Genomic DNA, 25,576 nt, shown 5'->3' on the forward strand with positions numbered 1-25,576 from the left:
AGAAAGGGTAGTAGACATGAGAATATTATTTGTAGGAGATGTAGTAGGTTCTCCTGGTAGAGGTATGATTCAACAATATGTACCAGCATTAAAGAAAAAGTATACACCGACAGTAACGATTATTAATGGAGAAAACGCAGCAGGTGGTCGCGGTATTACAGAAAAAATATATCGAAACTTTCTAGAGTGTGGTGCGCAAGCTGTTACGCTTGGAAATCATGCTTGGGATAATCGTGAGATATTTGAATTTATTGATAAAGCCAAGTATTTAGTGAGACCAGCTAACTTTCCAGAAGGAACGCCTGGAAATGGTTTGATTTTTGTCAACTGCAATGGAACAGAAGTAGCGATTATTAATTTACAAGGGCGCACGTTTTTACCGCCAATTGATTGTCCATTCCGAAAAGTAGATGAATTGATTGCAATTGCGAAAAAACGTACCAATATTATCTTTATTGATTTCCATGCTGAAACAACAAGTGAAAAACAAGCGCTTGGTTGGTACGTAGACGGTCGTGCAACAGCCGTAGTAGGAACACATACACATGTTCCAACAGCCGATAACCGTATTTTGCCAAGTGGAACAGCGTATATTACGGATGTTGGTATGACAGGTCCGTATGATGGCATTTTAGGTATGGATCGCGAAGCAGTCTTGAAAAAATTCTTAACGAACTTACCTGTTCGCTTTGAAGTAACAAAAGGGAGAACACAACTAAGCGCGGTATTAATTGATGTCGATCCAAATACAGGGAAGGCCAAAAAGATTGAACGTATATTAATTAATGATGATCAGCCGTTTTTTGAATAATCCTCTTAAAAAATTAGAAAAAACATTATATTTTAATTTTTTAGAAAAATTATAAGAATTTAGCAGGAATACGCCTCATTCCTCGTGAATATAAGTTAAAGTGAAATAATCGCTAATACTTTTATAAGAAACGAGGAGGAAACGAGGAATGGAAATATTAAAAGTTAAAGCAACTTCGGTCCCTAACTCTGTAGCCGGTGCACTTGCTGGGGTGATTCGCGAACGCGGAACAGCAGAAATCCAAGCTATTGGTGCAGGTGCATTGAATCAAGCCGTAAAGGCAGTAGCAATTGCAAGAGGATTTGTAGCGCCTAGTGGCTTAGATTTAATTTGCATTCCAGCTTTTACAGATATTATGATTGATGGTGAAGAACGTACAGCGATAAAATTAATTGTAGAACCTCGTTAAGTTTGAACAACCTGTTTGCATGTGTGCAAACAGGTTGTTTTTATGAAAAAGGGGGGCGCGAATTGAAAGTTTTTGACGCGCATTGTGATGTTTTATTTAAATTGTGGAAAGCAAAAGGTGAAAAGGATTTTCAAAATGACCCGAAGTTACATATTACTTTTGAACAGTTACAACAGAGAAAAGGGAGCATACAATGTTTTGCAATATATGTACCAGAAACTGTACCATATGAAGAACGTTTTCAAGTTGCCTTAACGATGATAGATTTATTTTATAATAAAATTTTATCCATGCCAGGTATACAGTTTATACAAACAAAAGAGGATATCGACCGGCTGTTAAAACATGAAATTGGAGCTATATTAACATTAGAAGGATGTGAAGTGATCGGGAATGATATGATGAAATTACGTTTATTTCATCGCTTAGGAGTGCGTTCTGTCGGTTTGACATGGAACTATGCCAATTTATTAGCTGATGGAGCGTTAGAAACAAGAAGAGCCGGATTAACTTCGTTTGGGAAAAGAGTTGTACAAGAGCTTAATACATTTCGGTTGTGGACAGATGTTTCTCATTTAAATGAAGAAGGATTTTGGGATATGATGGAAATCGCTGAGTATCCGATTGCATCACATTCGAATTGCTATAAATTTTGTCAGCACCCACGCAATTTAAAAGATGAACAAATACGTGCGCTCATTCAAAAGAATGCTGTTATTGGTATCAATTTTGTTCCGGAATTTTTAGTGAACCATCGGCCTGCATATATAGACGATATACTGCGTCATATCGAACATATATGTTCGATCGGGGGAGAGAAAAATATCGGGTTCGGTTCAGACTTTGACGGAATTACAAACATGGTCGTAGGAATAGAAGCATATCGAAGTTATGAACAGGTAATAAATGAACTTTGTAAACGATATAGTGAAACAGATGTAGAAAGATTTTTATATGAGAATTTTGTTGATCGTATTTCATTTTAAAGGATAAAAAAACACTTTCATTCTGATGAGTCTGAATATTTATGTAAATTGAAAACAAATGATTGATTTTTTTGGATAGTAGGGCTAGAATGGTAGACGAATTAAGATTATGCGAAAGATTCAGGGAAATCAGAAGAGGTATAATTTGTGTACATTGTAGTTTATTTGTATAAAAAGTGCTAAACTAATACTGTAAAAAAATACACTACAATGAATGCAGCCAAAAGGGGTGTAGGAGATGATTAGTCAACTTTCATGGAAAGTTGGAGGACAACAAGGTGAAGGAATTGAAAGTACAGGAGAAATCTTCTGTATTGCATTAAACCGATTAGGATATTATCTATACGGTTACCGCCACTTCTCATCACGAATTAAAGGCGGTCATACAAATAATAAAATTCGCGTAAGTACAACGGAAGTACGCGCGATATCAGATGACTTAGATATTTTAATTGCATTTGACCAGGAAACAATTGATTTTAATTTCCATGAGCTACGTCCAGGTGGAATTGTTGTTGCAGATGCGAAGTTTAATCCAACTATCCCTGAAAATGCAGATATAAATCTATATGTGATACCGTTTACAGATATTGCTTCAGAATTAGGTACATCATTAATGAAAAACATGGTTGCTGTCGGAGCATCTAGTGCGATATTGGGATTAGATGAAACAGTTTATTTAGAGGTTGTTGATGAAATCTTCGGCCGAAAAGGAGAGCAAGTTGTTCAAAAGAACATGGAGGCAATTAAGCGCGGCTCTCAATATATGAAAGAATTACTTGGTGAAAAAGTAAACATGATGCAGCTTGAAAAAGCTGATGGAAAAAAACGTATGTTTATGATTGGAAATGATGCAATCGCATTTGGAGCATTAGCTGGTGGTGCCCGCTTTATGTCTGCGTATCCAATTACCCCTGCTTCTGAAATTATGGAATACTTAATTAAAAAGCTTCCAAAAGTAGGAGGAACGGTTATTCAAACTGAGGATGAGATTGCTGCTTGTACGATGGCGATTGGTGCAAACTATGCTGGTGTACGTACGCTAACTGCATCTGCGGGTCCAGGTCTATCTCTTATGATGGAAGCAATTGGTTTAGCGGGTATTACAGAAACACCTCTTGTTATTGTAGATACACAGCGCGGTGGTCCAAGTACAGGTTTACCAACAAAACAAGAACAATCAGATTTAATGGCAATGATTTACGGAACACATGGTGAAATTCCGAAAATTGTAATGGCACCAAGTACGGTAGAAGAAGCGTTTTATGATATTGTAGAAGCATTTAACCTAGCTGAGGAATATCAAGTTCCTGTTATTTTCTTAACTGATTTACAACTTTCTTTAGGAAAACAAACGGTGGAACCACTGCAATTAGAGAAAGTCGAAATTCGCCGCGGTAAGCTTGATTTACAAGCTGAGTTACCAGAGCGTGAAAATAAAGCGTATTTCAAGCGCTACGAAGTAACCGAAGATGGTATTTCGCCACGTGTTCTACCAGGTATGAAAAATGGTGTTCACCATGTAACAGGTGTAGAACATGATGAAACGGGTAAGCCATCTGAATCAGCTTTAAATCGTAAGGAACAAATGGACAAACGTCTTCGTAAAATGAAGAACTTGAAGTTCAAGACCCCTGTTTATAAAAATGTTAAGCACGATGAAGCGGATGTGTTATTAGTTGGTTTTAACTCAACTCGCGGCGCAATTGAAGAAGCGATGGAGCGTTTAGAACAAGAGGGGTTAAAAGTAAACCATGCTCATGTTCGTTTAATTCATCCGTTCCCAACAGATGAAATGCTTCCATTAGTGAAAGATGCAAAACGTGTTGTAGTGGTAGAAAACAATGCAACTGCTCAGCTTGCTAACATTATGAAAATGAACCTTGGAAATGGTGAGAAGATTTCTAGTCTATTAAAGTATGATGGAAATCCGTTCTTACCAAAAGAAATTTACAACGAATGCAAAAAAGGGGTTGTACTAAATGGCAACATTTAAGGATTTTCGTAACAGTGTTAAACCAAACTGGTGCCCAGGTTGCGGAGACTTCTCGGTGCAAGCTGCGATTCAACGTGCGGCAGCAAACGTTGGCTTAAATCCAGATGAATTAGCCGTAATCTCTGGTATTGGTTGTTCCGGCCGTATTTCCGGTTATATTAATTCCTATGGTGTCCACAGTATTCATGGGCGTGCGCTTCCAATTGCGCAAGGAGTGAAAATGGCAAACCGTGATTTAACTGTTATCGCATCAGGTGGTGATGGTGATGGTTTTGCGATTGGAATGGGGCATACAATCCATTCTATTCGTCGTAATATTGACATTACGTATATTGTCATGGATAACCAAATTTATGGATTAACAAAAGGGCAAACTTCACCACGCAGTGAGGCAGGCTTTAAAACGAAAAGTACACCACAAGGTTCAATCGAGCCGGCATTATCTGTAATGGAAATGGCATTAACAGCTGGTGCAACTTTTGTGGCACAAAGCTTTTCGAGTGATCTAAAAGAATTAACACAGCTCATTGAAGCTGGTATAAAGCATAAAGGTTTTTCTTTAATTAATGTATTTAGTCCATGTGTAACGTATAATAAAGTAAATACGTATGATTGGTTTAAAGAAAATTTAACAAAACTAAGTACTGTAGAAGGATATGATCCATCAAATCGCATGCTAGCAATGCAAACATTGATGGAAAACAAAGGTTTAGTAACAGGACTTATTTATCAAAATACAGAACAACCTTCTTATCAAGATCTTGTACAAGGATATGGTGAACAGCCGTTAGTGCAAGCTGATTTGCAAATGGATCAAAAAATGTTTGATGAGCTTGTTGCTGAATTTATGTGATAAAAAAGAAGCTGCCGATTGGTAGCTTCTTTTGCTTCATTTTAAAAGAGGTTTACTAAGAAAATTCTGAATGATAAAATAATTATAAAATCGTTGTATAAAAAATCACGTTCGCTCATGATATAATCTGCTTTAGGAGTGCAGCCTCTTTGTTGTTAAATTTGGCTAAACACATTATACTATGGTAGTGTGTATAGAAATAAAGAAATCTGCTTTTTAGGACAAGGTGAAAACAATAAAAATGGAAGTCTATTAATAGGAACAAAGATTCCATCGTTATAGGTTAGTGATATAGATAGTTCAAGTTTCAAAGGGGGAGCTATTTACTATATATCCTAGTCCTTAAGATGAATCTAGAATAGACTACAAAGTGTGTAGAGTTTTTTTAGGTTGAAAGGAGATTACCCATGAACGAGCAACAACGATTAGCAAATCAACAAGCAAATGCTTCTACGAAAAAGGAAGAAAAAGATTATAGTAAGTACTTTGAACATGTTTATCAGCCACCTTCATTAAAAGATGCGAAAAAACGTGGAAAAGAACAAGTGAAAATCGAGCGTGATTTTGGTCTTCCAGAAGAGTTTCGTAATTTTGGGAAAGGAAGAAAGTTTTATATCCGTACGTATGGATGTCAAATGAACGAGCATGATACAGAAGTAATGGCTGGTATTTTTACAACGCTTGGATATGAACCGACATTTACAACAGAAGATGCAGATGTTATTTTATTAAATACTTGTGCGATTCGTGAGAACGCTGAGAATAAGGTGTTCGGAGAACTAGGTCACTTAAAACCATTGAAACAAAAGAATCCAGATCTGTTAATTGGTGTATGTGGTTGTATGTCGCAAGAAGAATCTGTTGTAAACAAAATTATGCAAAAGCATCAACATGTAGATATGGTATTTGGTACACATAATATTCATCGATTACCGTATATTTTGAAAGATGCAATGTTCTCTAAAGCGACAGTTGTTGAAGTTTGGTCTAAAGAAGGAGACGTAATCGAAAATCTTCCAAAAGTACGTCGCGGTGATATTAAAGCTTGGGTCAACATTATGTATGGATGTGACAAATTCTGTACATATTGTATCGTACCGTATACACGCGGGAAAGAGCGAAGCCGTCGCCCAGAGGATATTATTAAAGAAGTTCGCCATTTAGCAGCAAATGGCTATAAAGAAATTACATTGCTTGGCCAAAACGTAAATGCATACGGAAAAGACTTTGATGATTTAGAATATGGTCTTGGCGATTTAATGGATGAACTTCGTAAGATTGATATTGCACGTATTCGTTTTACAACAAGTCATCCACGTGACTTTGACGATCACTTAATCGAAGTGCTTGGAAAAGGTGGTAACTTAGTAGAGCATATTCACTTACCAGTACAATCTGGTAGCACGGATATGTTGAAGATTATGGCGCGTAAATATACACGTGAACAGTACTTAGAACTTGTTCGTAAAATTAAAAAGACAATTCCTAATGTAGTATTAACAACGGATATTATCGTTGGCTTCCCAAATGAAACAGACGAACAATTTGAAGAAACACTATCTTTATATCGTGAAGTAGAATTTGATAGTGCGTTCACATTTATTTACTCTCCACGTGAAGGTACGCCAGCTGCGAAAATGAAAGACAATGTACCAATGGAAGTGAAAAAAGAACGTCTACAGCGTTTAAATGAACTCGTAAATGAATTTTCTGCGAAGAAAAATAAGAAATATGAGGGACAAATTGTTGAAGTATTAGTTGATGGAGAAAGTAAAAATAATCCAGACGTACTTGCAGGCTACACGCGTACGAATAAACTTGTAAACTTCGTTGCACCAAAATCTGTAATCGGTCAGCTTGTAAAAGTAAAAATTACTGAAACGAAAACTTGGTCTCTAAACGGGGAATTAGTTGAGGAGCCGATTGAGGTGAAATAATGAAAGTCTATACAAAAGATGAAATTGTTGAGCAAGCAAAAGAGTTAGCAAAAATGATTTCTGAAACAGAAGAAGTAGATTTCTTCAAGCGTGCAGAAGCGCAAATTCATAAAAATGAAAATGTAAAACGCACAATTGATGAAATCAAAGCATTGCAAAAACAAGCTGTAAACTTGCAACATTATGGAAAATGGGAAGCTTTGAAAAAAGTAGAAGCAGAGATTGATGCTCTTCAAGATCGGCTAGATGGTATCCCTGTTGTACAGGAATTCAAATCTTCACAAACATATGTAAATGATTTACTACAGCTTGTAGCGAGCACAATTTCTAATAAAGTAACAGATGAAATTTTAATTTCAACTGGCGGTGATGTACTGAAAGGTGAAACTGGTGCAGAAATAGAAAGTAAAAAAGGAAATTGCGGTTGTTAAAAGAGATGTCCGAGTGGCATCTCTTTTTATTTGCAGAAAGTTGGAGGGAATGAAGGTAGTGAAAAGGTAACGAATAAGACTAGCACAAGTTATAGTAGCAGATTCAAAAAAAGAATGACACATTCCGCGATTGTCCCGCATATGATTAAATGAATAGCGATTGAGGAGGGTTCCGAATGTCCGAATTCAGAGAGATCATTACAAAGGCGGTAGTTGGAAAAGGACGTAAGTATACAAAATCGACTCATACATGTGAATCGAATCATGAACCGACAAGTATTCTCGGATGTTGGGTAATAAATCACACATATGAAGCGAGAAAAAATGGGAAAATCGTAGAAATTGAAGGGTATTATGATGTGAATACATGGTACTCATTTGCTGAAAATACGAAAACAGAAGTGGTAACAGAACGAATCAATTACACAGATGAAGTAAATGTTGGGTATCGAGATAAAAACTTTTCTGGGGAAGATTCCGAAATTATTGCTCGTGTCATTCAACATCCAAATTGTTTAGAAGCAATCATTTCGCCAAATGGTAACAAAATTGTTGTAACGGTAGAACGTGAATTTGTTACAGAAGTAGTCGGAGAGACTAAAGTTTGTGTGAGTATAAATCCAAATGGATGTCAAGAAGATGATAGTGAATTTGAGATTAGCGATGACGAATTTGAAGAATTAGATCCAAATTTTATTGTTGACGCAGAGGAAGAATAATGGAAAGCTAGGGAGAACGTTCTTCCTAGCTTTTTATGTATGTAAGCTATAGGGACATGATTCCTCATTAAAATATGCTATAATGAAGAAAGACTCCTAAAAGAGGAGATAACATTGTCCGTGAAGTGCGGCATATGGAGATATAGCACATTTTTAATAAAGTATGGAGGAAACAAATGGCGCAGTATACCCCAATGATACAGCAATATTTAAAGGTCAAGGCAGACTATAAAGATGCCTTTTTATTTTTTAGATTAGGTGATTTTTATGAAATGTTCTTTGAAGATGCGGTTAAAGCAGCTCATGAACTAGAAATTACTTTGACAAGTCGTGATGGCGGCGGCAGTGAGCGGATTCCAATGTGTGGTGTCCCGTACCATGCAGCGCAAAACTATATTGAGCAGCTCATTGAAAAAGGATACAAAGTTGCGATTTGCGAGCAGGTAGAAGATCCAAAAACAGCAAAAGGGGTCGTTCGACGCGAAGTTGTCCAATTAATTACGCCAGGGACGATGATGGAAGGGCGTACAATTGACGAAAAAGAAAATAACTTTTTAGCGGCATTGACGCGTTTTGAGGATGGCTCATATGCATTAGCTTGTAATGATTTAACAACTGGACAAAATACAGTAACTTTATTAACAGGTTCTGTAGAAGATGTTTTATTAGAAGTGTATGCAACGGGTTCAAAAGAAATTGTTGTAGATTCAACATTTTCACAAGATGAATTAAATAAGTTGACCGACACGTTAAAAATGACAGTTTCATATGAAGAGGAAACGAAAATTCCAGAAGGATTAGAACCTCTTGTAAAAAAAGTAACGCAAACAAAGTTAGTGACAGCAGTCGGACGGTTATTCAACTATGTACTTCGAACACAAAAACGATCATTAGATCATTTGCAGCCGGTAGAGATTTATTATACAAATCAGTTTATGAAAATTGATGTACATTCCAAGCGTAATTTAGAGTTAACAGAAACATTGCGAACAAAAGAGAAGACAGGTTCTTTACTATGGCTGTTGGATAAAACAAAAACAGCTATGGGCGGTCGTATGTTGAAACAGTGGATGGAGCGTCCGCTTATTCAAAAAGAAAAAATTGAAGAGCGTTTAGAAATGGTTGAAACATTTGTAAATGACTATTTCTTACGTGAAGATTTAAAGGGAAAATTAAAAGAAGTATATGATTTAGAGCGTTTAGCAGGTAAAGTTGCTTACGGTAGTGTAAACGCACGGGATTTACTTCAATTAAAACGTTCCTTACAACAAGTACCAGCTATTTTAGAAGCGATTAGCTTATTGGACAACTCTTACGCTACTAAGTTAATTGAAGGGGCAGATCCTTGCGAAGCCCTAACAAAACTACTAGATAGAAGTATTCAAGAAAATCCACCTCTTTCTGTGAAAGATGGAGATATCATTAAGGATGGTTATAATGAGAAGCTTGATGAATACCGTTATATCAGTAAAAACGGTAAGACGTGGATTGCAGAGCTTGAAAAACGCGAACGTGAAATAACAGGAATTAAATCGCTGAAAATTGGGTACAACCGTATTTTTGGTTACTATATTGAAGTTACAAAAGCAAATCTTTCTTTACTTCCAGAAGGGCGTTATGAGCGAAAGCAAACATTGGCGAATGCAGAACGTTTTATTACAGATGAATTAAAAGAAAAAGAAACATTAATTTTAGAAGCTGAAGAAAAGATTGTTCAGTTAGAATATGATCTATTTACTGCACTTCGCGAAGAAGTGAAAGTATTTATTCCAAAATTACAGCATCTAGCAAAAGTAATTAGTGAATTGGATGTATTACAAAGTTTTGCGACAGTGAGTGAAGAAGAACAATTTGTAAAACCTGTATTAACAAATAAACGTGAAATCTTTATAAAAGATGGGCGTCATCCTGTTGTTGAAAAAGTATTAAATGGCAAGCTCTATGTTCCAAATGATTGTATGATGCCAGAAAATATGGATGTCTTTTTAATTACAGGTCCAAACATGTCAGGGAAAAGTACGTATATGCGTCAATTGGCGCTTGTTACGATTATGGCGCAAATTGGTTGTTTTGTACCGGCAACAGAAGCTGTATTACCAGTCTTTGATCAAATCTTTACAAGAATTGGTGCAGCGGATGATTTAATTTCCGGTCAAAGTACATTTATGGTTGAAATGCTAGAAGCAAAAAATGCGATTGCAAATGCATCGGAAAGAAGTTTAATTTTATTTGATGAAATTGGCCGCGGTACTTCCACATATGATGGTATGGCGCTTGCACAAGCAATCATTGAACATATTCATGATCAAATTGGTGCAAAAACATTATTCTCTACGCACTATCATGAATTAACAGTGTTAGAAGAAAGTTTGCCCCATTTAAAAAATGTACATGTTTCCGCTATTGAAGAAGACGGAAAAGTTGTCTTCTTGCATAAAATTCAAGAAGGTGCAGCGGATAAAAGTTACGGGATTCATGTTGCGCAACTTGCAGAACTTCCAGATAGCTTAATCGCTCGCGCAAAAGAAGTGTTAGCTCAGCTAGAAGGACAAGAAGAAATTACAATTCCAAAACGCGCGGAAGTAAAAGAACAGCCGGAACGTATGCAACAACCGGTAATAGAAGAACAACCAGTTATAAAAGAAGAAGTAGAGATGCAACAAGAGAGCGAAGAAATCGCAGAAGAATCGCAGCTTTCATTCTTTGAAACTGAAGAACGAAAAGAAAAACCTGTACTTGATGCTAAGGAAACAGCTGTGTTAGCACAAATTAAAAAAATTGATTTACTTGATATGACGCCTTTAGAAGCATTAAATGAACTGTATCGCTTACAGAGGAAATTAAAGAAAGGATGAGTAAGTAGATGGGGAAAATTCGCAAACTCGATGAGCAACTCTCCAACTTAATTGCAGCTGGGGAAGTAGTAGAACGTCCTGCTTCTGTCGTGAAAGAACTTGTGGAAAATTCCATCGATGCGAATAGTACATCTATTGAAATCCACTTGGAAGAAGCTGGGTTATCAAAAATTCGCATTATTGATAATGGAGACGGCATTGCTGAAGAAGATTGCATTGTCGCATTTGAACGCCATGCGACAAGTAAAATAAAAGATGAAAATGATTTGTTTCGTATAAGAACGCTCGGTTTCCGAGGAGAGGCATTACCGAGTATCGCATCTGTCAGTGAATTAGAGTTAGTTACAAGTACAGGAGACGCACCGGGTACACATCTTATTATTAAAGGTGGAGAGATTATAAAACAGGAGAAAACGGCGAGCCGTAAAGGAACGGATATTACGGTTCAAAACTTGTTTTTTAACACACCAGCACGCCTTAAATATATGAAAACCATTCATACAGAGCTCGGAAATATTACAGATATTGTGTACCGCATTGCCATGTCTCATCCAGAAGTGTCGTTGAAATTATTCCATAATGCGAAAAAATTACTTCACACATCTGGGAATGGTGATGTGAGACAAGTACTAGCAGCGATTTACAGTATTCAAGTTGCGAAAAAATTGATTCCAATTGAAGCGGAGTCATTAGATTTTACCATTCGCGGATATGTAACTTTGCCAGAAGTAACGAGAGCTTCTCGCAATTACATGTCAACAATTGTCAATGGCCGTTACGTGCGAAACTATGTATTAATGAAGGCGATCCAGCAAGGATATCATACATTGCTTCCAGTCGGTCGCTATCCGATTGGTTTCTTGTCCATTGAGATGGATCCAATGTTAGTGGATGTTAACGTTCATCCGGCAAAATTGGAAGTGCGTTTTAGTAAAGAACAAGAACTTCTGCAATTAATTGAACAAACATTGCAAGATGCCTTTAAAAAAGTTCAGCTTATTCCAGATGCCGGAGTAACAACGAAGAAAAAAACAAAAGATGAGAGTGTTCAAGAACAATTTCATTTTGAACATACAAAACAAAAAGAATCACCGATGCCTAATATCGTCTTACCGACTGGAATGGATGAAAAGCAAAAAGAGGAAAGCGCAGAAAAACAAACAGTAGCGCCGCAATTATGGCAACAGCCAAAACAAGAATGGCAACCGCCACAATCCCTTGTAAGAGAAGAAGAAAGTTGGCAATCAACTTCGAAACCGCTTATCGAAGAAAAGACGGCTCATAACGAAAAAGAATGGGACCATCATGAAGAAGAATTTGAATTAGAAGAATTGGACGACGTGCAGAATATCGAAGAAATTGAAATGAACGGGAATGATTTACCGCCTCTTTATCCAATTGGACAGATGCATGGAACGTACATCTTTGCTCAAAATGATAAAGGGTTATATATGATTGACCAACATGCGGCACAAGAACGAATTAACTATGAATATTTCCGTGATAAAGTAGGACGAGTAACGCAAGAAGTTCAAGAATTACTTGTCCCATATCGTATTGATTTATCATTAAACGAATTTTTACGTGTTGAAGAACAACTAGAAGAATTGAAAAAGGTAGGATTATTCCTAGAGCAATTCGGCCATCAATCTTTTATCGTTCGCTCGCACCCAATATGGTTTCCAAAAGGGCAAGAAACGGAAATCATTGATGAAATGATGCAACAAGTTGTGAAACTGAAAAAAGTAGACATAAAAAAACTGCGTGAAGAAGCAGCCATTATGATGAGCTGTAAAGCATCCATTAAAGCAAATCAATATTTAACGAACGATCAAATCTTCGCACTTTTAGAAGAACTACGCACAACAAGCAACCCTTACACATGCCCGCACGGTAGACCGATTATTGTGCATCATTCGACCTATGAACTGGAGAAAATGTTTAAGCGGGTGATGTAGGGAGATTGTGTTGGAGTAAAAATTGCTTTTGCTAAGATAAAAAGCAATATCGTATCATAAAATGTTAAATTATAGAAACTTAATGTGAATTTATAAAAAATAAGATGTAGTTTAAACTGTACCCTATAGAATAGACACTTAAAAAAAGTCCATTCTATAGGGTATTTCTTGTATAATAAAAGAAAAAATTGGGATCGGAGAAATTTTAAAATGATGAAAAAGCTATTTACAGAAAAAGAAGTTCAAACCCTATCAAAGAATCCATACGTAAAATCTGTGAGTGTAAAAGGGATCACTTATACAGATGAGTTTACACGTATTTTTATTGAAGAAAATGAAAAAGGAAAGTTACCTCGAGACATTTTTGAAGAATGTGGTTTTGACATAGAGGTGATTGGCATAAAACGTGTTATGTCATCAGGAAGTAGATGGCGTGCCACTTATAAAGAAAATGGTGTATTTGGTCTACGTGATACACGTAAAGAAAACACGGGAAGATCTCCTAAGAGAGAGCTTACGTTAGAAGAAAAGTATGCACGTTTAGAAGCAGAACGGAACTTACTAAAAGCTGAGAATGAATTGTTAAAAAAATAAAACTTATGGAAGGAAGGATGAAAGGAAACTAACGTTACCATCTAGTTAAAAGTATCGATTGATTCGTTTTGTCATCGAAAAATATAATATAAAAAATATGGTAAGTCATTTGTGTAAAATAGCTGGCATTTCACGTTCCGGATACTATAATTATTTCTCTTCACAATCAATGATCAAGATGAAGCACATATAAAGTCTTGTGAGTCTTTTGTGCAATTAGAGAATGAAATTAAAAACTACATGTTGCATAACTTTTTTTCAAAATGTCCTTTACAAAGGGTACAGATTAATATAATAGGCTCCTTTTTATTATACATAGATTGGAGGGGATTATTTGTTTTTTAAAGGATTGAAAGTTATTCTTTTATCAGGATTTTTTATGTCACTAGTAGAAATGTTAATATCTTCAAATTCTATATCAGAAGCAAAATTCGAATTGTTAATTGTATATACTCTAGCATTTTCATGTGCGTATTGTATTTTCGCGATGCCGTTTCAGTTATTCATTCATATAAGGGGGCTTTTTAAAAAATTTAATGTTTTATCTTTATTCCTCTATATTTTAGGCTCATTTTTTGCTTTTTTCATTATAAACATTTCTGATTTTAATTTAGAGCTATCTTTTTTTAAGCAAATAAATACATATGTTCATATTTTTATTGCAGCTATTATATTTTGGGTATGTGATTCTGTATGTTTTGATGATAAGGGTTAGGTTGTAAAAATAAGAGGAAAGTTGTTCTAGAAAAATTCAATATAGATGTAGAAGTTATCCATTCGAAATTATATGAATTAAATTAGGTTATACATAAGGACGATTAACACCTCTTTAGAAATAAAAAACATACTAAGATTAGTAGAAGTGAAGAATAGGTCGGGGCAGCTTCAGAACCTCGAGTTCGTACAAAAAAACTGCCCTTATAAGAAACAGTTTCAGTATATTGGATCCTTGACCTTGAGATTGTGTATAAGAAAAGGGAATCGATAAGGTAATGTGAGGACTTCTACAAAAAATTAGCTCTTAAAACAGTGGAGAAAAAAGAAATTCAGTTAATAAAAGCCGCACAGGATTCCTATCCAGCTGTTCGTTTAATCGGAGAAATAGGTGATATCAACCGCTTTGATAATCATAAGCAATTGAATGCTTACGCAGGCATTGATATAAGGCGTTTCCAATCGGGCACGTTATTTTATAGGGACAAAATCAATAAGTGCGGCAATCGTCATTTACGCAAAATACTGTATTTTACAATACAAAATATGATTTGCTAACGCCGATTTGAAAACAATCATTTCGTAGATTACTACGATAAATTAAAAATGCAACCTTATAACAAATGTCATAAAGTGGCATCCATCGCATGTGTGAATAAGTTATTGAAAGTGACTTTTCATCTTATTACACACAATATACCTTGCGAAAAAAGAAAATCGTTAGGTCTATTTGTCATGTGAAAATTTGAAATTGGAGGCAGGGGTACCCCTGCCTCCAATTTCAAATTTAATACACCGAATCATTTCTTAAAAAACTACTTGACTAATCGTAAGAAAAGGGCTGCCCATAAGTCGGTTTCACCTACTTATGGAATCTAATTGTTACTTAACTGGTTGTAATGGGATTGGAGTAATTATTGATCAGGGTTTCGTTTTTTTTTTTTTTTGAAAATGACAGTTTGTCAATCTAAGTGCGACAGTTCCTCTTGAAACGCTTCGTGGGCAGTTTTCCACCCTAAACATTTTCTTGGTCTTTGATTAATAAGAAGTAATGCATGATTTAATAATTCTTGTGAAACAGAGCTTAAATCCGTTCTTTTTGGATAAAACTCTCGTAGTAGTCCGTTTGCGTTTTCGTTACTTCCGCGTTGCCACGAAGAGTAGGCGTCGGCAAAGAACACTGCTATTTCTAAGTCTTTTTCCACTCTCTGATAACACGAAAATTCTTTTCCTCTATCAACCGTGGCTGTTTGAAATGCAGTGGATGGATACATGGTAGCTATCTGTTTTATAGCGAATTCCATTGATTCCGCTGTTCGGTCCGGGATTACAATGGCTTGATAATATCGTGTTTTACGTTCTACAAATGTCGCGAAACATCCTTTGCTTTTCCCACGACTTGAAACAATCGTATCTAATTCCCAATGTCCAAATATTTCTCTCTTTTTTACTTCGGAGGGTCGCTTTTGAATAGACGTTCCTATATTGAAACGTCCACGTGTTTCCTTTGGTTTTTTGCGTTTTCCTTTCTGTCTCAATAAAGAAAGATCCTTTGTGAATAATGTTCCTTGGTACAACCAGTTATAGATCGTTTTGAAAGAGAGAATTCCCTGTAGACAGCCATGCTGAATTTGTTCAGGTGACCAAGTAAGCTCTAATTTCTCTTGAATTTTTTTCGCGAGTTCTACAGACCATTTTCCAATTGGCTTACAAGAACTTCTTCGTTCGACATATGTTTCTTGTGCTTTTTCACTGCGGTACGTACCATCTTCTTGTACGTTTCTTTTTAATTCTCGTGCAATAGAGGAGTGATGCCGCTTCAGAATGGCACCAATTTCTCTCGTTGAATGACCTAATTTATGAAGTGCTTCTAGTTGTCCACGTTCAAACGTGGTAAAATGGGAATAGCTCATACTCGTCCTCCGTGTAAGTAAGTGGTGTGGTAACTTCTACTTTACACGAAGTGAGGTGAGTTTTTTTGTTTTGTAGGTGTCGCACTTAATAATACAATTCGTCGTAATATAAAATTAAACTCCTATCATTGGTATCTTGTGAGAAGAATGGTTTGATATTTAGTGAAATTAAAAAATCAAATGTAATATTATTATAACATTGAGAGAGAACACAAATGTCACGTGATTTTTTTCAAAATTTTATGTTACCTAAAAAGTAAGGGTGAAGTAGATAGTGACACATATAGAAGTTATTTATGTTGAACTTCCAGAATTAATAGAATCCAAATTACTCCATAATTCTTTAAGCCTACTAAGTTCAAATGAAAGAGATTTAGATGATCGTTGCTTACCAAAGAGAAAAATAGAATTTCTTAAAACAAGACAAAGTTATGTCTTGTTTTTTGATTTTATGATTGCTAAGACGAATGTCATAATAGAAATTATGATGCATGAGAGCGATAAATAGAAAGAAATGGGGCTACCTTTAAGATTAAATTCATCTATAATCGTTCCCTCAATAATAGTTAAAAGTCCACTGAAGTATAGAGCGATAATAGAAAAAATGATGCAAGAAATCTTTGTGCTTTTTTCGAAATCTTTTTTGAAAAGTAAAAATAAGAATAAACAAACTAGTAAAACTACAATTGAGGCTAGTACTGGTTGGAAATATACAAAGGTTAAATTTTTCAAATTCATCCCCACATTTACATATATAATTAACTACTTTCAATACTGCTCTTTATTTTGGATAGCCAACATAAATACAAAGTTTAAAGGTTCCGAATTTCTAATGACACTTTCTAGTTTCTTGATATACGGATTCCTAACTAAAAATAATTGTATTTTTCAGATAAATAATTTATTATAAAATAAGTATTTTAGAAAAAAGAAGGTAGGAGATTAAATTTCTGATTATTTAAATTATTGAGTCGTTTTTTGAAAAAGAGAGAAAATGACGCTTGCTTTATTTGTTGTTATACCATATTTTGCTTATAAATGATAGGTGAGGAGGAAAGAAAGTGGCAAATACAGAACTGAAAAGAGGATTGGAAGCTCGTCATATTCAGATGATTGCTTTAGGAGGTACGATTGGCGTTGGTCTATTTATGGGATCAGCCAGCACGATTCAATGGACGGGACCATCAGTCATGCTTGCTTACGGAATTGCCGGAATTTTTATATTTTTTATTATGCGTGCGATGGGAGAAATGTTATATGTAGAGCCTGGAACAGGTTCGTTTGCGACATTTGGTCATAAGTATATCCATCCGTTAGCTGGTTATATGACAGCATGGAGTAACTGGTTTCAATGGGTTATTGTCGGAATGTCAGAAATTATAGCAGTTGGAGCATATATGCAGTATTGGTTTCCCAATCTTCCAGCGTGGATACCAGGTGTGGTCGCAATGGTCATTCTTGGATCTGCAAACTTAATTTCAGTGAAATCATTTGGTGAATTTGAATTTTGGTTTGCGATGATTAAAATTGTAACGATTGTATTAATGATTGTTGCAGGATTTGGGCTTATTTTCTTTGGGCTTGGTAACGGTGGGAGTGCCATTGGATTATCGAATCTTTGGGAACATGGTGGCTTCTTTACAGGTGGTCTGTCAGGATTTTTCTTTGCTTTATCGCTTGTTGTTGGTGCCTATCAAGGTGTTGAATTAATAGGGATTACTGCTGGAGAAGCAAAAAATCCACAGAAAACATTAACAAAAGCAATTCAAAGTACCATTTGGCGCATTTTAATCTTTTATATTGGTGCTATTTTCGTTATTGTAACGGTTTATCCTTGGGACCAATTAAATACAATTGGAAGCCCATTTGTTGCAACGTTTGCCAAAGTTGGAATTACAGCAGCTGCTGGATTGATTAACTTTGTTGTTATTACAGCTGCAATGTCTGGTTGTAATAGCGGAATTTACAGTGCAGGCCGAATGCTTTATACGTTAGGAAGGAACGGACAAGCACCAAAATATTTTGCAAAGATTTCTCGTAATGGTGTTCCTTTATTCGGTACAATAGGTGTGTTAATTGGATTAGCAATTAGCGTTCTATTAAGTTACATTGCACCAAAAAACTTATTCGTATATGTTTATAGTGCAAGTGTACTTCCTGGTATGATTCCATGGTTTGTTATTTTAATAAGTCAAATTCGGTTTAGAAAAGTAAAAGGGCATGAAATAGAGAATCATCCATTTAAAATGCCATTTGCACCTGTATCAAATTATGTCACAATTGCCTTTTTAATTATGGTATTAATTGGAATGTGGTTCAATGATGATACAAGAGTTTCACTCATTGTAGGAGTAATTTTCTTAGCGATTGTTGTCATTAGTTTTTATGCTTTTGGAATCGGGAAACGCATTGTAATAGAAGAGGAAGATGGAATGATGAATAAATAATACTGCTTGCGCCTAAAGATGGTTAGATTGAGAAAAAGAGAGTGAAACATCATGTTCGATTTTCGTTTTATAGCATTTGGTAACGGTGCAAATGTGATATCTATGATTTCACGTGCGAAAGAAGGCATTTGTATCGGGAATCATAAAATATTGCGATCGATTGCAACTGAATCTCTACATGCTGATGAACAGTACATTGTGAATAAACTGAACGAGTTGTCGAAAAAGTATGGGAATCTACAGATAAAATAATAAAAAGAGCAATATGTTTACAGCGATTTTTTAGCATGGCGTATCACTGCCATGCTTTTTAAGTGTATGTTGCTATTTGCAGGCGATACTATGTTTGTTTTCCCTTTCATGTCATTCATATAGAAAGTCATCTTAAAATAAAGTATACAATGGACGTGAGTTTATCCCGCTATTTTAGGGCAGTAAGACTCCCACCTCAAGATTGAGAGAGAAGCAAGGAAGATAGGTGGGAGTAGGGCTGCCCGTAACAGCCCGATTGGTGAGGGCTCATAATCAGTGGGGGATGAAGAAAACCCCCACTGATTAAAGTTTCACTTTATCCACACAGCCATTGATAACATTTCCACATGAGAAAAAAGAACATCATATATCCAAAAAGAGAATACGAATGATGCCAGTTTTCACTATGAGTAAATAATCCCAAATGTTCAGCTATTCGTTCAGAGAGACTGGCACAAATACCAATAAACATAATGAAGAGATTTCTTGAAAGAGTTGATAGATTGGTGGATATATATAGGAAGATGACAGTAAAGATTGGTAAGAGAAAACATGTAAAAGCGATATTCATTGTAAAGAGGGTCGGGAAAGGTCTTATCGGAAAATGATACATTTGTTTTTGTACGAAGAAAAAATCTAAATACGTTCCAATGAAACAAGAGAGGATGACTGTAGTGATAAGTGCTAGATGATTATGCTTCTGATTCTTCCTCTTCTCTAAGAAAGATATTGTTCTTTGCCATAATAGCCAATTCAATTTTTTCAAGTGTTTTACAATAGTCATCCATAATTTTTTCATTGTTAGGTTCTCCTTTATCTATTAAGTAGTTCACAATTCTCCAATCTGTAAACCAATCGCCTTTTTTAGCTTCTGTATGTGTAACGTTTTGCCAAGCATAGAGTAATTCGGGACTATAGACACGATGTGCCCCTTTTCGTAATTGGCATTTTTTTATGCGCCGTCGATATAGTTCCCGATAAAAAGATTCATTTACATTAGAAAATAAATGTGGCCAGTAATCTTTTCGAGATCCTGTATGTGGATGATTGTGTGCCCAAGTTCTAATTTTGGCTAAGCGTTGTTTATTATGAAATAGCAATGTATATAGCCGTTTACCGAGCATAATTCTCTCATGTAAAGAGGTAAAATGTTTCATCGTGTCACCAAGAAGCAATGTCTTGTTGTGAGTATCATCTTCATAGTATGGGAAAAGGATATGATTAAAACGGAAGAAATCAAAAAGCTTAAATGCAATGCTATTTAGGACAATCTTTTTAAAATGAGCATTTTGTATGACTCGTTTTTCTAAGTAACTTTGTTCATTAATAATGGTTGCTATGGCTAATGTATAGCGGTTACCTGTTTTCCAAAAATGGTTCCACATTGTTTCCATAAACGTTGAAACATTTAAATAAGGCAGGAGATAAAAGAGAGCTTTCGACCGTTTCAAGCTTTGTTCGTACAATAAAAATTGTGGATATACATCTTGGAAGATGAACCAATTTCCTCGCTCTAAGAAAGAGAAAAAGACAAATTGATCCTTTTCTGATAATAGCCTTGTATATAAATCCCCCTTTAAATCTGTCATATTCCAGCCACCATTACGCGAGACCATATGTCCAAGTAAAGCCCATTGTATTTCAGGGTACTTTACATAAAATTGATAATAAGCCCGTGTTCTCGTTACATTGTTTTTATTTAAATGTTTTGTTTGCTCTTGAATATAATGAATCATCCATTTTTCCTCTTGAGTTAACTTTGATAAAGGAAGGAAAGATGCTTTCATTTGACTTTTTTTCTGCAATTCATTTTTGATTACGATAAGGGAGAGTGGGATTGTTTTAGAAGACCGGTCCCAGTCATAATTATATTTGTTCTGATTCATTCTAATCCCCCGTTCATATCCAGGTATTATTATGCTATTACGTATAGAAAGAATAAATGAGAAGTGTTTTTCAAAGGGAGTGAATTGTTCACACTCTTTTGTACGATCGTTTCATCATAAGAATGGAGGATTTCATCTATGTAGTAGCATATTTGTATAGGGATGGATAGAAGCGCTATAAAATTTGCATGAAGGGGAAGAGATAATGAAGAATTGGGTTCAATTTAGAATTGCACGTCCAACTGATAAGTTTGAAGAGGTAATTACATTTTATCAACTATTGTTAGAATGTTAAATTAATAATTAATTATGCGGTATATGAATAATTGTTATTTATTTTTTCGGGAGAAAAAACTTTCAAATTTGACAAAATTCCAAACGGTGGATTTATATACAAATATAAAAAATAATGTAGAAATCTGTCATTTAATAGACGTTTACATTGGAACTGATTCTGTATAGTCTTTGTGCTGTAAGGGCATCTATCCCTTATATAAAAATGATAAGGAGGTCATAAAAATGAAAAAAATGAAAAAATTTGCTGGGGTGGCGTTAACAGGAATAATTGGGTTAAGTGGGTTGCTTTTTTTAGAACCGAATGTGAGTGCTGCAAAAATACCGGAGCTGGGGGATGAAAACTTTAACGCAATTACAGTCTCTTTGAAGCAAAATGAGAAGTATATACTGAGTGGGAGAAGTATTGATATTCTTTCAGGTGATGTTGAAGCAGTTATGTTAAATAAATATACCATCCAATTTGAAAAGCCTGGCCAATACATTGTTCGAGTGAATGGCTGTATTTATAATGATGTTTATACTTTTCTAGTTGAAGAGTAGAAGGACATATGATGGAATGGTTTGCATGAATCAGCAGTAGCGAAGAATCCACTTTTATTTTAGAAAGTGGATTCTTCTACTTTTTAAAATAAAAGTTGCATATGTGTGGAAAAATGAGATAAATACAGTCAAAAAAGTTAAAAAATTTAGTTTTAAGGATTATAATAAAAGGAGATGAAGAAAAAGGAGTGACGATAGATGAGACAAGAATTAATAGAAAGATTTACACGATATGTAAAAATTGATACACAATCGAATGAAGAAAGTCATACAGTACCATCAACACCAGGGCAAATTGAGTTTGGAAACCAATTAGTTGAAGAACTAAAACAAATTGGTTTGACTGAAGTAACGATGGATGAAAATGGATATGTCATGGCAACACTTCCTGCCAATACAGATAAAGATGTTCCTGTAATTGGATTTTTAGCTCATTTAGATACAGCAACTGATTTTACAGGGAAGAATGTAAAGCCGCAAATTCATGAAAATTTTGATGGGAAAGCTATTACATTAAACGAAGAATTAAATGTTGTGTTAACACCAGAGCAGTTTCCAGAGTTGCCGTCTTATAAAGGACATACCCTTATTACAACTGATGGAACGACACTTCTTGGTGCGGATGATAAAGCTGGTTTAACAGAAATTATGACTGCGATGAATTATTTGATACATAATCCACAAATTAAGCACGGAAAGATTAGAGTGGCATTTACACCGGATGAAGAGATTGGACGCGGACCTTCTCATTTTGATGTGAAAGCGTTTGGAGCATCTTTTGCTTATACAATGGATGGAGGCCCACTTGGAGGATTAGAATATGAGAGTTTCAATGCTGCAAGTGCTAAGCTCACCTTTAAAGGGAATAATACGCATCCAGGTACAGCGAAAAATAAAATGTTAAACGCTAGTAAGATAGCGATGGAATTCCACAGTCAGTTACCGGCCGAAGAAGCACCTGAGTATACAGAGGGGTATGAAGGATTTTATCATCTTCTTTCTTTAAATGGAGATGTAGAGCAAAGTAAAGCATATTACATTATTCGCGATTTTGATCGTGTTAATTTTGAAGCTCGAAAAAATAAAATCAAGCAAATTGCAGAAAAAATGCAAGAAAAATATGGCGAAGAAAATATTATTCTTGAGATGAAAGATCAATATTATAATATGCTTGAGAAGATCGAACCAGTAAAAGAGATTGTGGATATTGCTTATGATGCGATGAAAAATTTAAATATTGAGCCAAATATTCAGCCGATTCGCGGGGGAACAGACGGTTCTCAATTATCATATATGGGATTACCGACTCCAAATATTTTTACAGGGGGAGAAAATTACCACGGGAAATTTGAGTACGTTTCTGTAGATAATATGGAAAAAGCTACTCATGTCATTATAGAAATAGCACGATTGTTTGAAGAACGAGCGTAAGAAAGGAATCCAGGTAGTAAAATAAAGTGAAACTTTAATCAGTGGGGGTTTTCTTCATCCCCCACTGATTATGAGCCCTCACCAATCGGGCTGTTACGGGCAGCCCTACTCCCACCTATCTTCCTTGCTTCTCTCTGCATCTTGAGGTGGGAGTCTTACTGCCCGTTAATGCGGGATAAAATTTGCTATCTGGATTTTTTACCATATACAAAGGGGATAGGGACCATGAATCAAGACGAGTTAATTGGATTTATTGGTACGTATACAAAGGGAGAGAGCGAAGGGATTTATCGGTTTATTTTAGATGTAAAATCAAAGGAAATAAGAGATGTAGAAGTGGTAGTACATATAGAAGATCCGACTTATTTTGCGATTCGTCATGATAATCAATATTTATATTCTGTTGCAAAGAACAATGAATTAGGCGGAGTGGTGAGTTTTTTGATTGACACGAACACAAAACAACTGACCGAATTAAATAGACAAATGGTTGAAGGACCATCGCCGTGTCATGTAAGTATAAATTCAAAGGGTAATAGAGTGATAGCTGCAAATTACCATAAAGGGACACTCCAATCTTATGTGGTGAATCGAGAAAATGGAATAGTAGAAGAAGCATCGATTATTTATCATAGTGGTTCTGGTCCAAATAAGGAGAGGCAAGAAAAACCACATGTTCATTATGCTGGATTTGCCCCTAACGAAGCATATGTCGTAGCAGTTGATTTAGGCATTGATCAGTTCATTACTTATAAAGAAAAAGAGGGAAGGTTAACAGAGGTACAGAGCTTATCGGTTCATCCAGGAAGTGGTCCAAGGCATCTTGTGTTTCATCCAAATGGCAACTATGCATATGTATTAACTGAACTGAGTTCAGAAGTCATCGTATTGACATATGATAAACAAAGTGGAAAATTTCAACAAATCCAATCTATTTCAGCTTTGCCTGAAGCGTATGGCGGAAGTAACTACGGAAGTGCGATTCAAATTTCTTCTGATGGGGCATTTGTATATGCAGCAAACCGTGGGCATAATAGTATTGCAATTTTTCGAGTCAATCAATATTCTGGAAAATTGACATTTTTAGAGGCTATATCAACGGAAGGGAATTGGCCACGAGATTTTACACTTGATCCTACAGAACATTTTGTTATTGTTGCGAATGAAAGCTCTAACAATCTTATTTTATTTTCTCGCAATAAGAATACTGGACAATTAACACTTGTACAATCGAATGTAATTGTACCTAGTCCAGTATGTGTGAAGTTTTTACATAAAGAATAAAAAGAAACCTATTTGTCTGAAAAGAAAGATAAATAGGTTTCTTTTTGTGTGTTTTATTAAAATATTTCAAATCATTCTTGAAATATTTTTGTATTGAATATATACTTAATAACGATAATCATTATCATTATCAATTAGAATAAAAGATTACGGAATAGAGGAAGTGGGATACATGCAGTTTATTGTATGGTAGGGGATGTGTGATTAGAAAAAAGATATAGAATGCAAAGTATATCAATTTTTTGTGATATTTAATATTTGGGAGGAGAAGTATTCAAATGAACAAGAAATTATTTACACTAGGAATGGTGACAGTATTAAGTATTGGTCTTGCTGCCTGTAACAGTGCAGACAAAAGTTCAGGGGAACAGAAGCAAACATCGAAAGCAACAGAAACAAAAAAAGATGAAAAACGAAAAATTACATATTTAGGGAAAGAATATACGGTGCCTGCGAAAGTGACAAATATCGTAACATCTAGCTTAGAGTCAATGGAAGATGCAGCTGTTCTTGGTATTAAGCCAGTAGGTGCAATAACAGTAGGTGGAAAATTACCTGAGTATTTAGAAAAAGATTTAGAAGGTGCGAAGTCTGTTGGGGAGAAAATGCAACCGAATTTCGAAACGTTACTTCAACTAAAACCAGATGTAATTACGTCTAGTTCAAAATTCCCGCCGGAAACAGCTGAGAAGTTTACAAAGATCGCTCCAACATTCCCAGTGTCACATATTTCAACAAATTGGGAAGAAAACTTGAAATTAATGGGAGAGTTATCTGGTAAAAAAGATAAAGCGGAAAAAATTATTAAAGATTACAAAGCTGATGCCGCAAAAGCGAAAGAACAAATTGGGGATACATTAAAAGATAAAAAGATTCTTGTTATTAGACTAAGAGCTGGTAACTTATATCTTTATCCAGAAAGTGTATACTTCAATCCTGTTATTTATAAAGATTTAGGATTAACTGTTCCAGAAGAAATTAAGTCTGTAAAAGCACAAGAAGCAATCTCTTTAGAAAAATTAGCTCAGAGCAATCCGGATTATATCTTCTTACAATTTGAAAAGAGCGAGAATAAAGATAAACCACAAGTATTAGAAGACTTACAAAGTAATCCAATTTGGCAAAGCATCAATGCTGTAAAAGATAAAAAGGTATTTATAAATGCTGTTGATCCAATGGCACAAGGTGGTACTGCTTGGAGTAAAACAACATTTTTAAAAGAAGCTGTCAAAAATTTATCTAAATAATTCAATAAGTAAGGTG

The 25,576-nt window shown here is 35.3% G+C and carries 22 protein-coding genes and 2 pseudogenes; 21 read left to right on the plus strand and 3 right to left on the minus strand.

The features are described from left to right. Nucleotides 1–16 precede the first annotated feature (16 nt). From MR063_RS17350 to MR063_RS17405, 13 genes and pseudogenes are all read left to right on the plus strand, one after another. Nucleotides 17–811, plus strand: a complete 795-nt coding sequence (locus tag MR063_RS17350; RefSeq protein ID WP_012094869.1) for a TIGR00282 family metallophosphoesterase — start codon at nucleotides 17–19, stop codon at nucleotides 809–811. Nucleotides 812–959: 148 nt separating this feature from the next. Continuing rightward, nucleotides 960–1,220, plus strand: a complete 261-nt coding sequence (gene spoVS / locus MR063_RS17355) for a stage V sporulation protein SpoVS (RefSeq protein ID WP_000404341.1) — start codon at nucleotides 960–962, stop codon at nucleotides 1,218–1,220. Nucleotides 1,221–1,282: 62 nt separating this feature from the next. Continuing rightward, nucleotides 1,283–2,206 carry a dipeptidase gene (locus tag MR063_RS17360; protein WP_242200288.1) on the plus strand — a complete coding sequence of 308 codons (924 nt, stop codon included), beginning with the start codon at nucleotides 1,283–1,285 and terminating at the stop codon, nucleotides 2,204–2,206. A 238-nt stretch (nucleotides 2,207–2,444) separates the two neighbouring features. Further along, entirely contained in the window at nucleotides 2,445–4,202 is a 1,758-nt protein-coding gene (locus MR063_RS17365) for a 2-oxoacid:acceptor oxidoreductase subunit alpha (RefSeq protein WP_242200293.1), read from the plus strand. Then, the gene (locus MR063_RS17370; protein WP_242200296.1) at nucleotides 4,189–5,055 is read left to right on the plus strand and encodes a 2-oxoacid:ferredoxin oxidoreductase subunit beta; all 867 of its coding nucleotides are present in this window, start codon (nucleotides 4,189–4,191) and stop codon (nucleotides 5,053–5,055) included. Before MR063_RS17365 ends, MR063_RS17370 begins: the two co-directional genes overlap by 14 nt. Nucleotides 5,056–5,462: 407 nt before the next feature. Continuing rightward, nucleotides 5,463–6,992, plus strand: a complete 1,530-nt coding sequence (gene miaB, locus MR063_RS17375; RefSeq protein WP_242200308.1) for a tRNA (N6-isopentenyl adenosine(37)-C2)-methylthiotransferase MiaB — start codon at nucleotides 5,463–5,465, stop codon at nucleotides 6,990–6,992. Beyond that, nucleotides 6,992–7,423, plus strand: coding sequence for a YlbF/YmcA family competence regulator (locus MR063_RS17380; RefSeq protein WP_242144586.1), 432 nt, complete (start codon nucleotides 6,992–6,994; stop codon nucleotides 7,421–7,423). The genes miaB and MR063_RS17380 overlap by 1 nt, the downstream gene beginning before the upstream one ends. A gap of 176 nt (nucleotides 7,424–7,599) precedes the next feature. Further along, nucleotides 7,600–8,142, plus strand: a complete 543-nt coding sequence (gene cotE, locus MR063_RS17385; protein ID WP_012094857.1) for an outer spore coat protein CotE — start codon at nucleotides 7,600–7,602, stop codon at nucleotides 8,140–8,142. 176 nt (nucleotides 8,143–8,318) lie between these two features. After that, the gene (gene mutS / locus MR063_RS17390; protein ID WP_242200309.1) at nucleotides 8,319–10,997 is read left to right on the plus strand and encodes a DNA mismatch repair protein MutS; all 2,679 of its coding nucleotides are present in this window, start codon (nucleotides 8,319–8,321) and stop codon (nucleotides 10,995–10,997) included. 8 nt (nucleotides 10,998–11,005) lie between these two features. After that, entirely contained in the window at nucleotides 11,006–12,955 is a 1,950-nt protein-coding gene (gene mutL, locus MR063_RS17395; protein ID WP_242200310.1) for a DNA mismatch repair endonuclease MutL, read from the plus strand. A 210-nt stretch (nucleotides 12,956–13,165) separates the two neighbouring features. After that, nucleotides 13,166–13,733: pseudogene (locus MR063_RS17400) on the plus strand (HTH domain-containing protein); the annotation flags it as partial. A 165-nt stretch (nucleotides 13,734–13,898) separates the two neighbouring features. After that, the gene (locus tag MR063_RS22225; RefSeq protein WP_396021856.1) at nucleotides 13,899–14,264 is read left to right on the plus strand and encodes a UPF0715 family protein; all 366 of its coding nucleotides are present in this window, start codon (nucleotides 13,899–13,901) and stop codon (nucleotides 14,262–14,264) included. A 365-nt stretch (nucleotides 14,265–14,629) separates the two neighbouring features. Continuing rightward, nucleotides 14,630–15,004, plus strand: a pseudogene (locus MR063_RS17405) (transposase); the annotation flags it as partial. Nucleotides 15,005–15,225: 221 nt separating this feature from the next. On the opposite strand, the gene MR063_RS17410 reads toward MR063_RS17405, so the two are convergent. Beyond that, complete coding sequence (locus MR063_RS17410; RefSeq protein WP_242200311.1) at nucleotides 15,226–16,176, minus strand: IS30 family transposase; 951 nt, start codon at nucleotides 16,174–16,176, stop codon at nucleotides 15,226–15,228. A gap of 274 nt (nucleotides 16,177–16,450) precedes the next feature. On the opposite strand from MR063_RS17410, the gene MR063_RS17415 reads away from it, so the two are divergent. The 3 genes from MR063_RS17415 to MR063_RS17425 all read left to right on the plus strand — a co-directional run bounded on the left by MR063_RS17415 (nucleotide 16,451) and on the right by MR063_RS17425 (nucleotide 18,875). Continuing rightward, the gene (locus MR063_RS17415; RefSeq protein WP_242200312.1) at nucleotides 16,451–16,684 is read left to right on the plus strand and encodes a hypothetical protein; all 234 of its coding nucleotides are present in this window, start codon (nucleotides 16,451–16,453) and stop codon (nucleotides 16,682–16,684) included. A gap of 553 nt (nucleotides 16,685–17,237) precedes the next feature. After that, complete coding sequence (locus MR063_RS17420; RefSeq protein WP_242200315.1) at nucleotides 17,238–18,623, plus strand: amino acid permease; 1,386 nt, start codon at nucleotides 17,238–17,240, stop codon at nucleotides 18,621–18,623. A gap of 51 nt (nucleotides 18,624–18,674) precedes the next feature. Further along, nucleotides 18,675–18,875: an HAD family hydrolase gene (locus tag MR063_RS17425; protein WP_242200316.1), complete on the plus strand. Its 201-nt coding sequence runs from the start codon at nucleotides 18,675–18,677 to the stop codon at nucleotides 18,873–18,875. Nucleotides 18,876–19,191: 316 nt separating this feature from the next. On the opposite strand, the gene MR063_RS17430 is transcribed toward MR063_RS17425, so the two are convergent. Both MR063_RS17430 and MR063_RS17435 read right to left on the minus strand, forming a co-directional pair. After that, on the minus strand, nucleotides 19,192–19,674 hold the full coding sequence (locus tag MR063_RS17430; protein ID WP_242200317.1) for a CBO0543 family protein: 483 nt from the start codon (nucleotides 19,672–19,674) through the stop codon (nucleotides 19,192–19,194). Further along, nucleotides 19,568–20,761 (minus strand): DUF2515 domain-containing protein, encoded by a 1,194-nt coding sequence (locus MR063_RS17435; RefSeq protein WP_242200318.1) that lies wholly within the window; start codon nucleotides 20,759–20,761, stop codon nucleotides 19,568–19,570. Before MR063_RS17435 ends, MR063_RS17430 begins: the two co-directional genes overlap by 107 nt. 205 nt (nucleotides 20,762–20,966) lie before the next feature. Between MR063_RS17435 and MR063_RS17440 the strand changes: the two genes are divergently transcribed. The 5 genes from MR063_RS17440 (at nucleotide 20,967) to MR063_RS17460 (ending at nucleotide 25,560) form a co-directional block, all read left to right on the plus strand. Continuing rightward, nucleotides 20,967–21,056 (plus strand): hypothetical protein, encoded by a 90-nt coding sequence (locus tag MR063_RS17440; RefSeq protein ID WP_472927040.1) that lies wholly within the window; start codon nucleotides 20,967–20,969, stop codon nucleotides 21,054–21,056. A gap of 224 nt (nucleotides 21,057–21,280) precedes the next feature. Next, nucleotides 21,281–21,598, plus strand: coding sequence for a hypothetical protein (locus MR063_RS17445; RefSeq protein WP_242200319.1), 318 nt, complete (start codon nucleotides 21,281–21,283; stop codon nucleotides 21,596–21,598). A 198-nt stretch (nucleotides 21,599–21,796) separates the two neighbouring features. After that, entirely contained in the window at nucleotides 21,797–23,029 is a 1,233-nt protein-coding gene (gene pepT / locus MR063_RS17450) for a peptidase T (protein ID WP_242200320.1), read from the plus strand. Between the two features lie 225 nt (nucleotides 23,030–23,254). Continuing rightward, nucleotides 23,255–24,313, plus strand: a complete 1,059-nt coding sequence (locus tag MR063_RS17455) for a lactonase family protein (RefSeq protein WP_242200322.1) — start codon at nucleotides 23,255–23,257, stop codon at nucleotides 24,311–24,313. 278 nt (nucleotides 24,314–24,591) lie between these two features. After that, nucleotides 24,592–25,560, plus strand: coding sequence for an iron-hydroxamate ABC transporter substrate-binding protein (locus tag MR063_RS17460; protein ID WP_242200324.1), 969 nt, complete (start codon nucleotides 24,592–24,594; stop codon nucleotides 25,558–25,560). The last annotated feature ends 16 nt before the right edge of the window (nucleotides 25,561–25,576 follow it).

Source organism: Bacillus cereus group sp. BfR-BA-01492, assembly GCF_022662815.1.
GTDB classification, from domain to species: Bacteria; Bacillota; Bacilli; order Bacillales; family Bacillaceae_G; genus Bacillus_A; species Bacillus_A cereus_BD.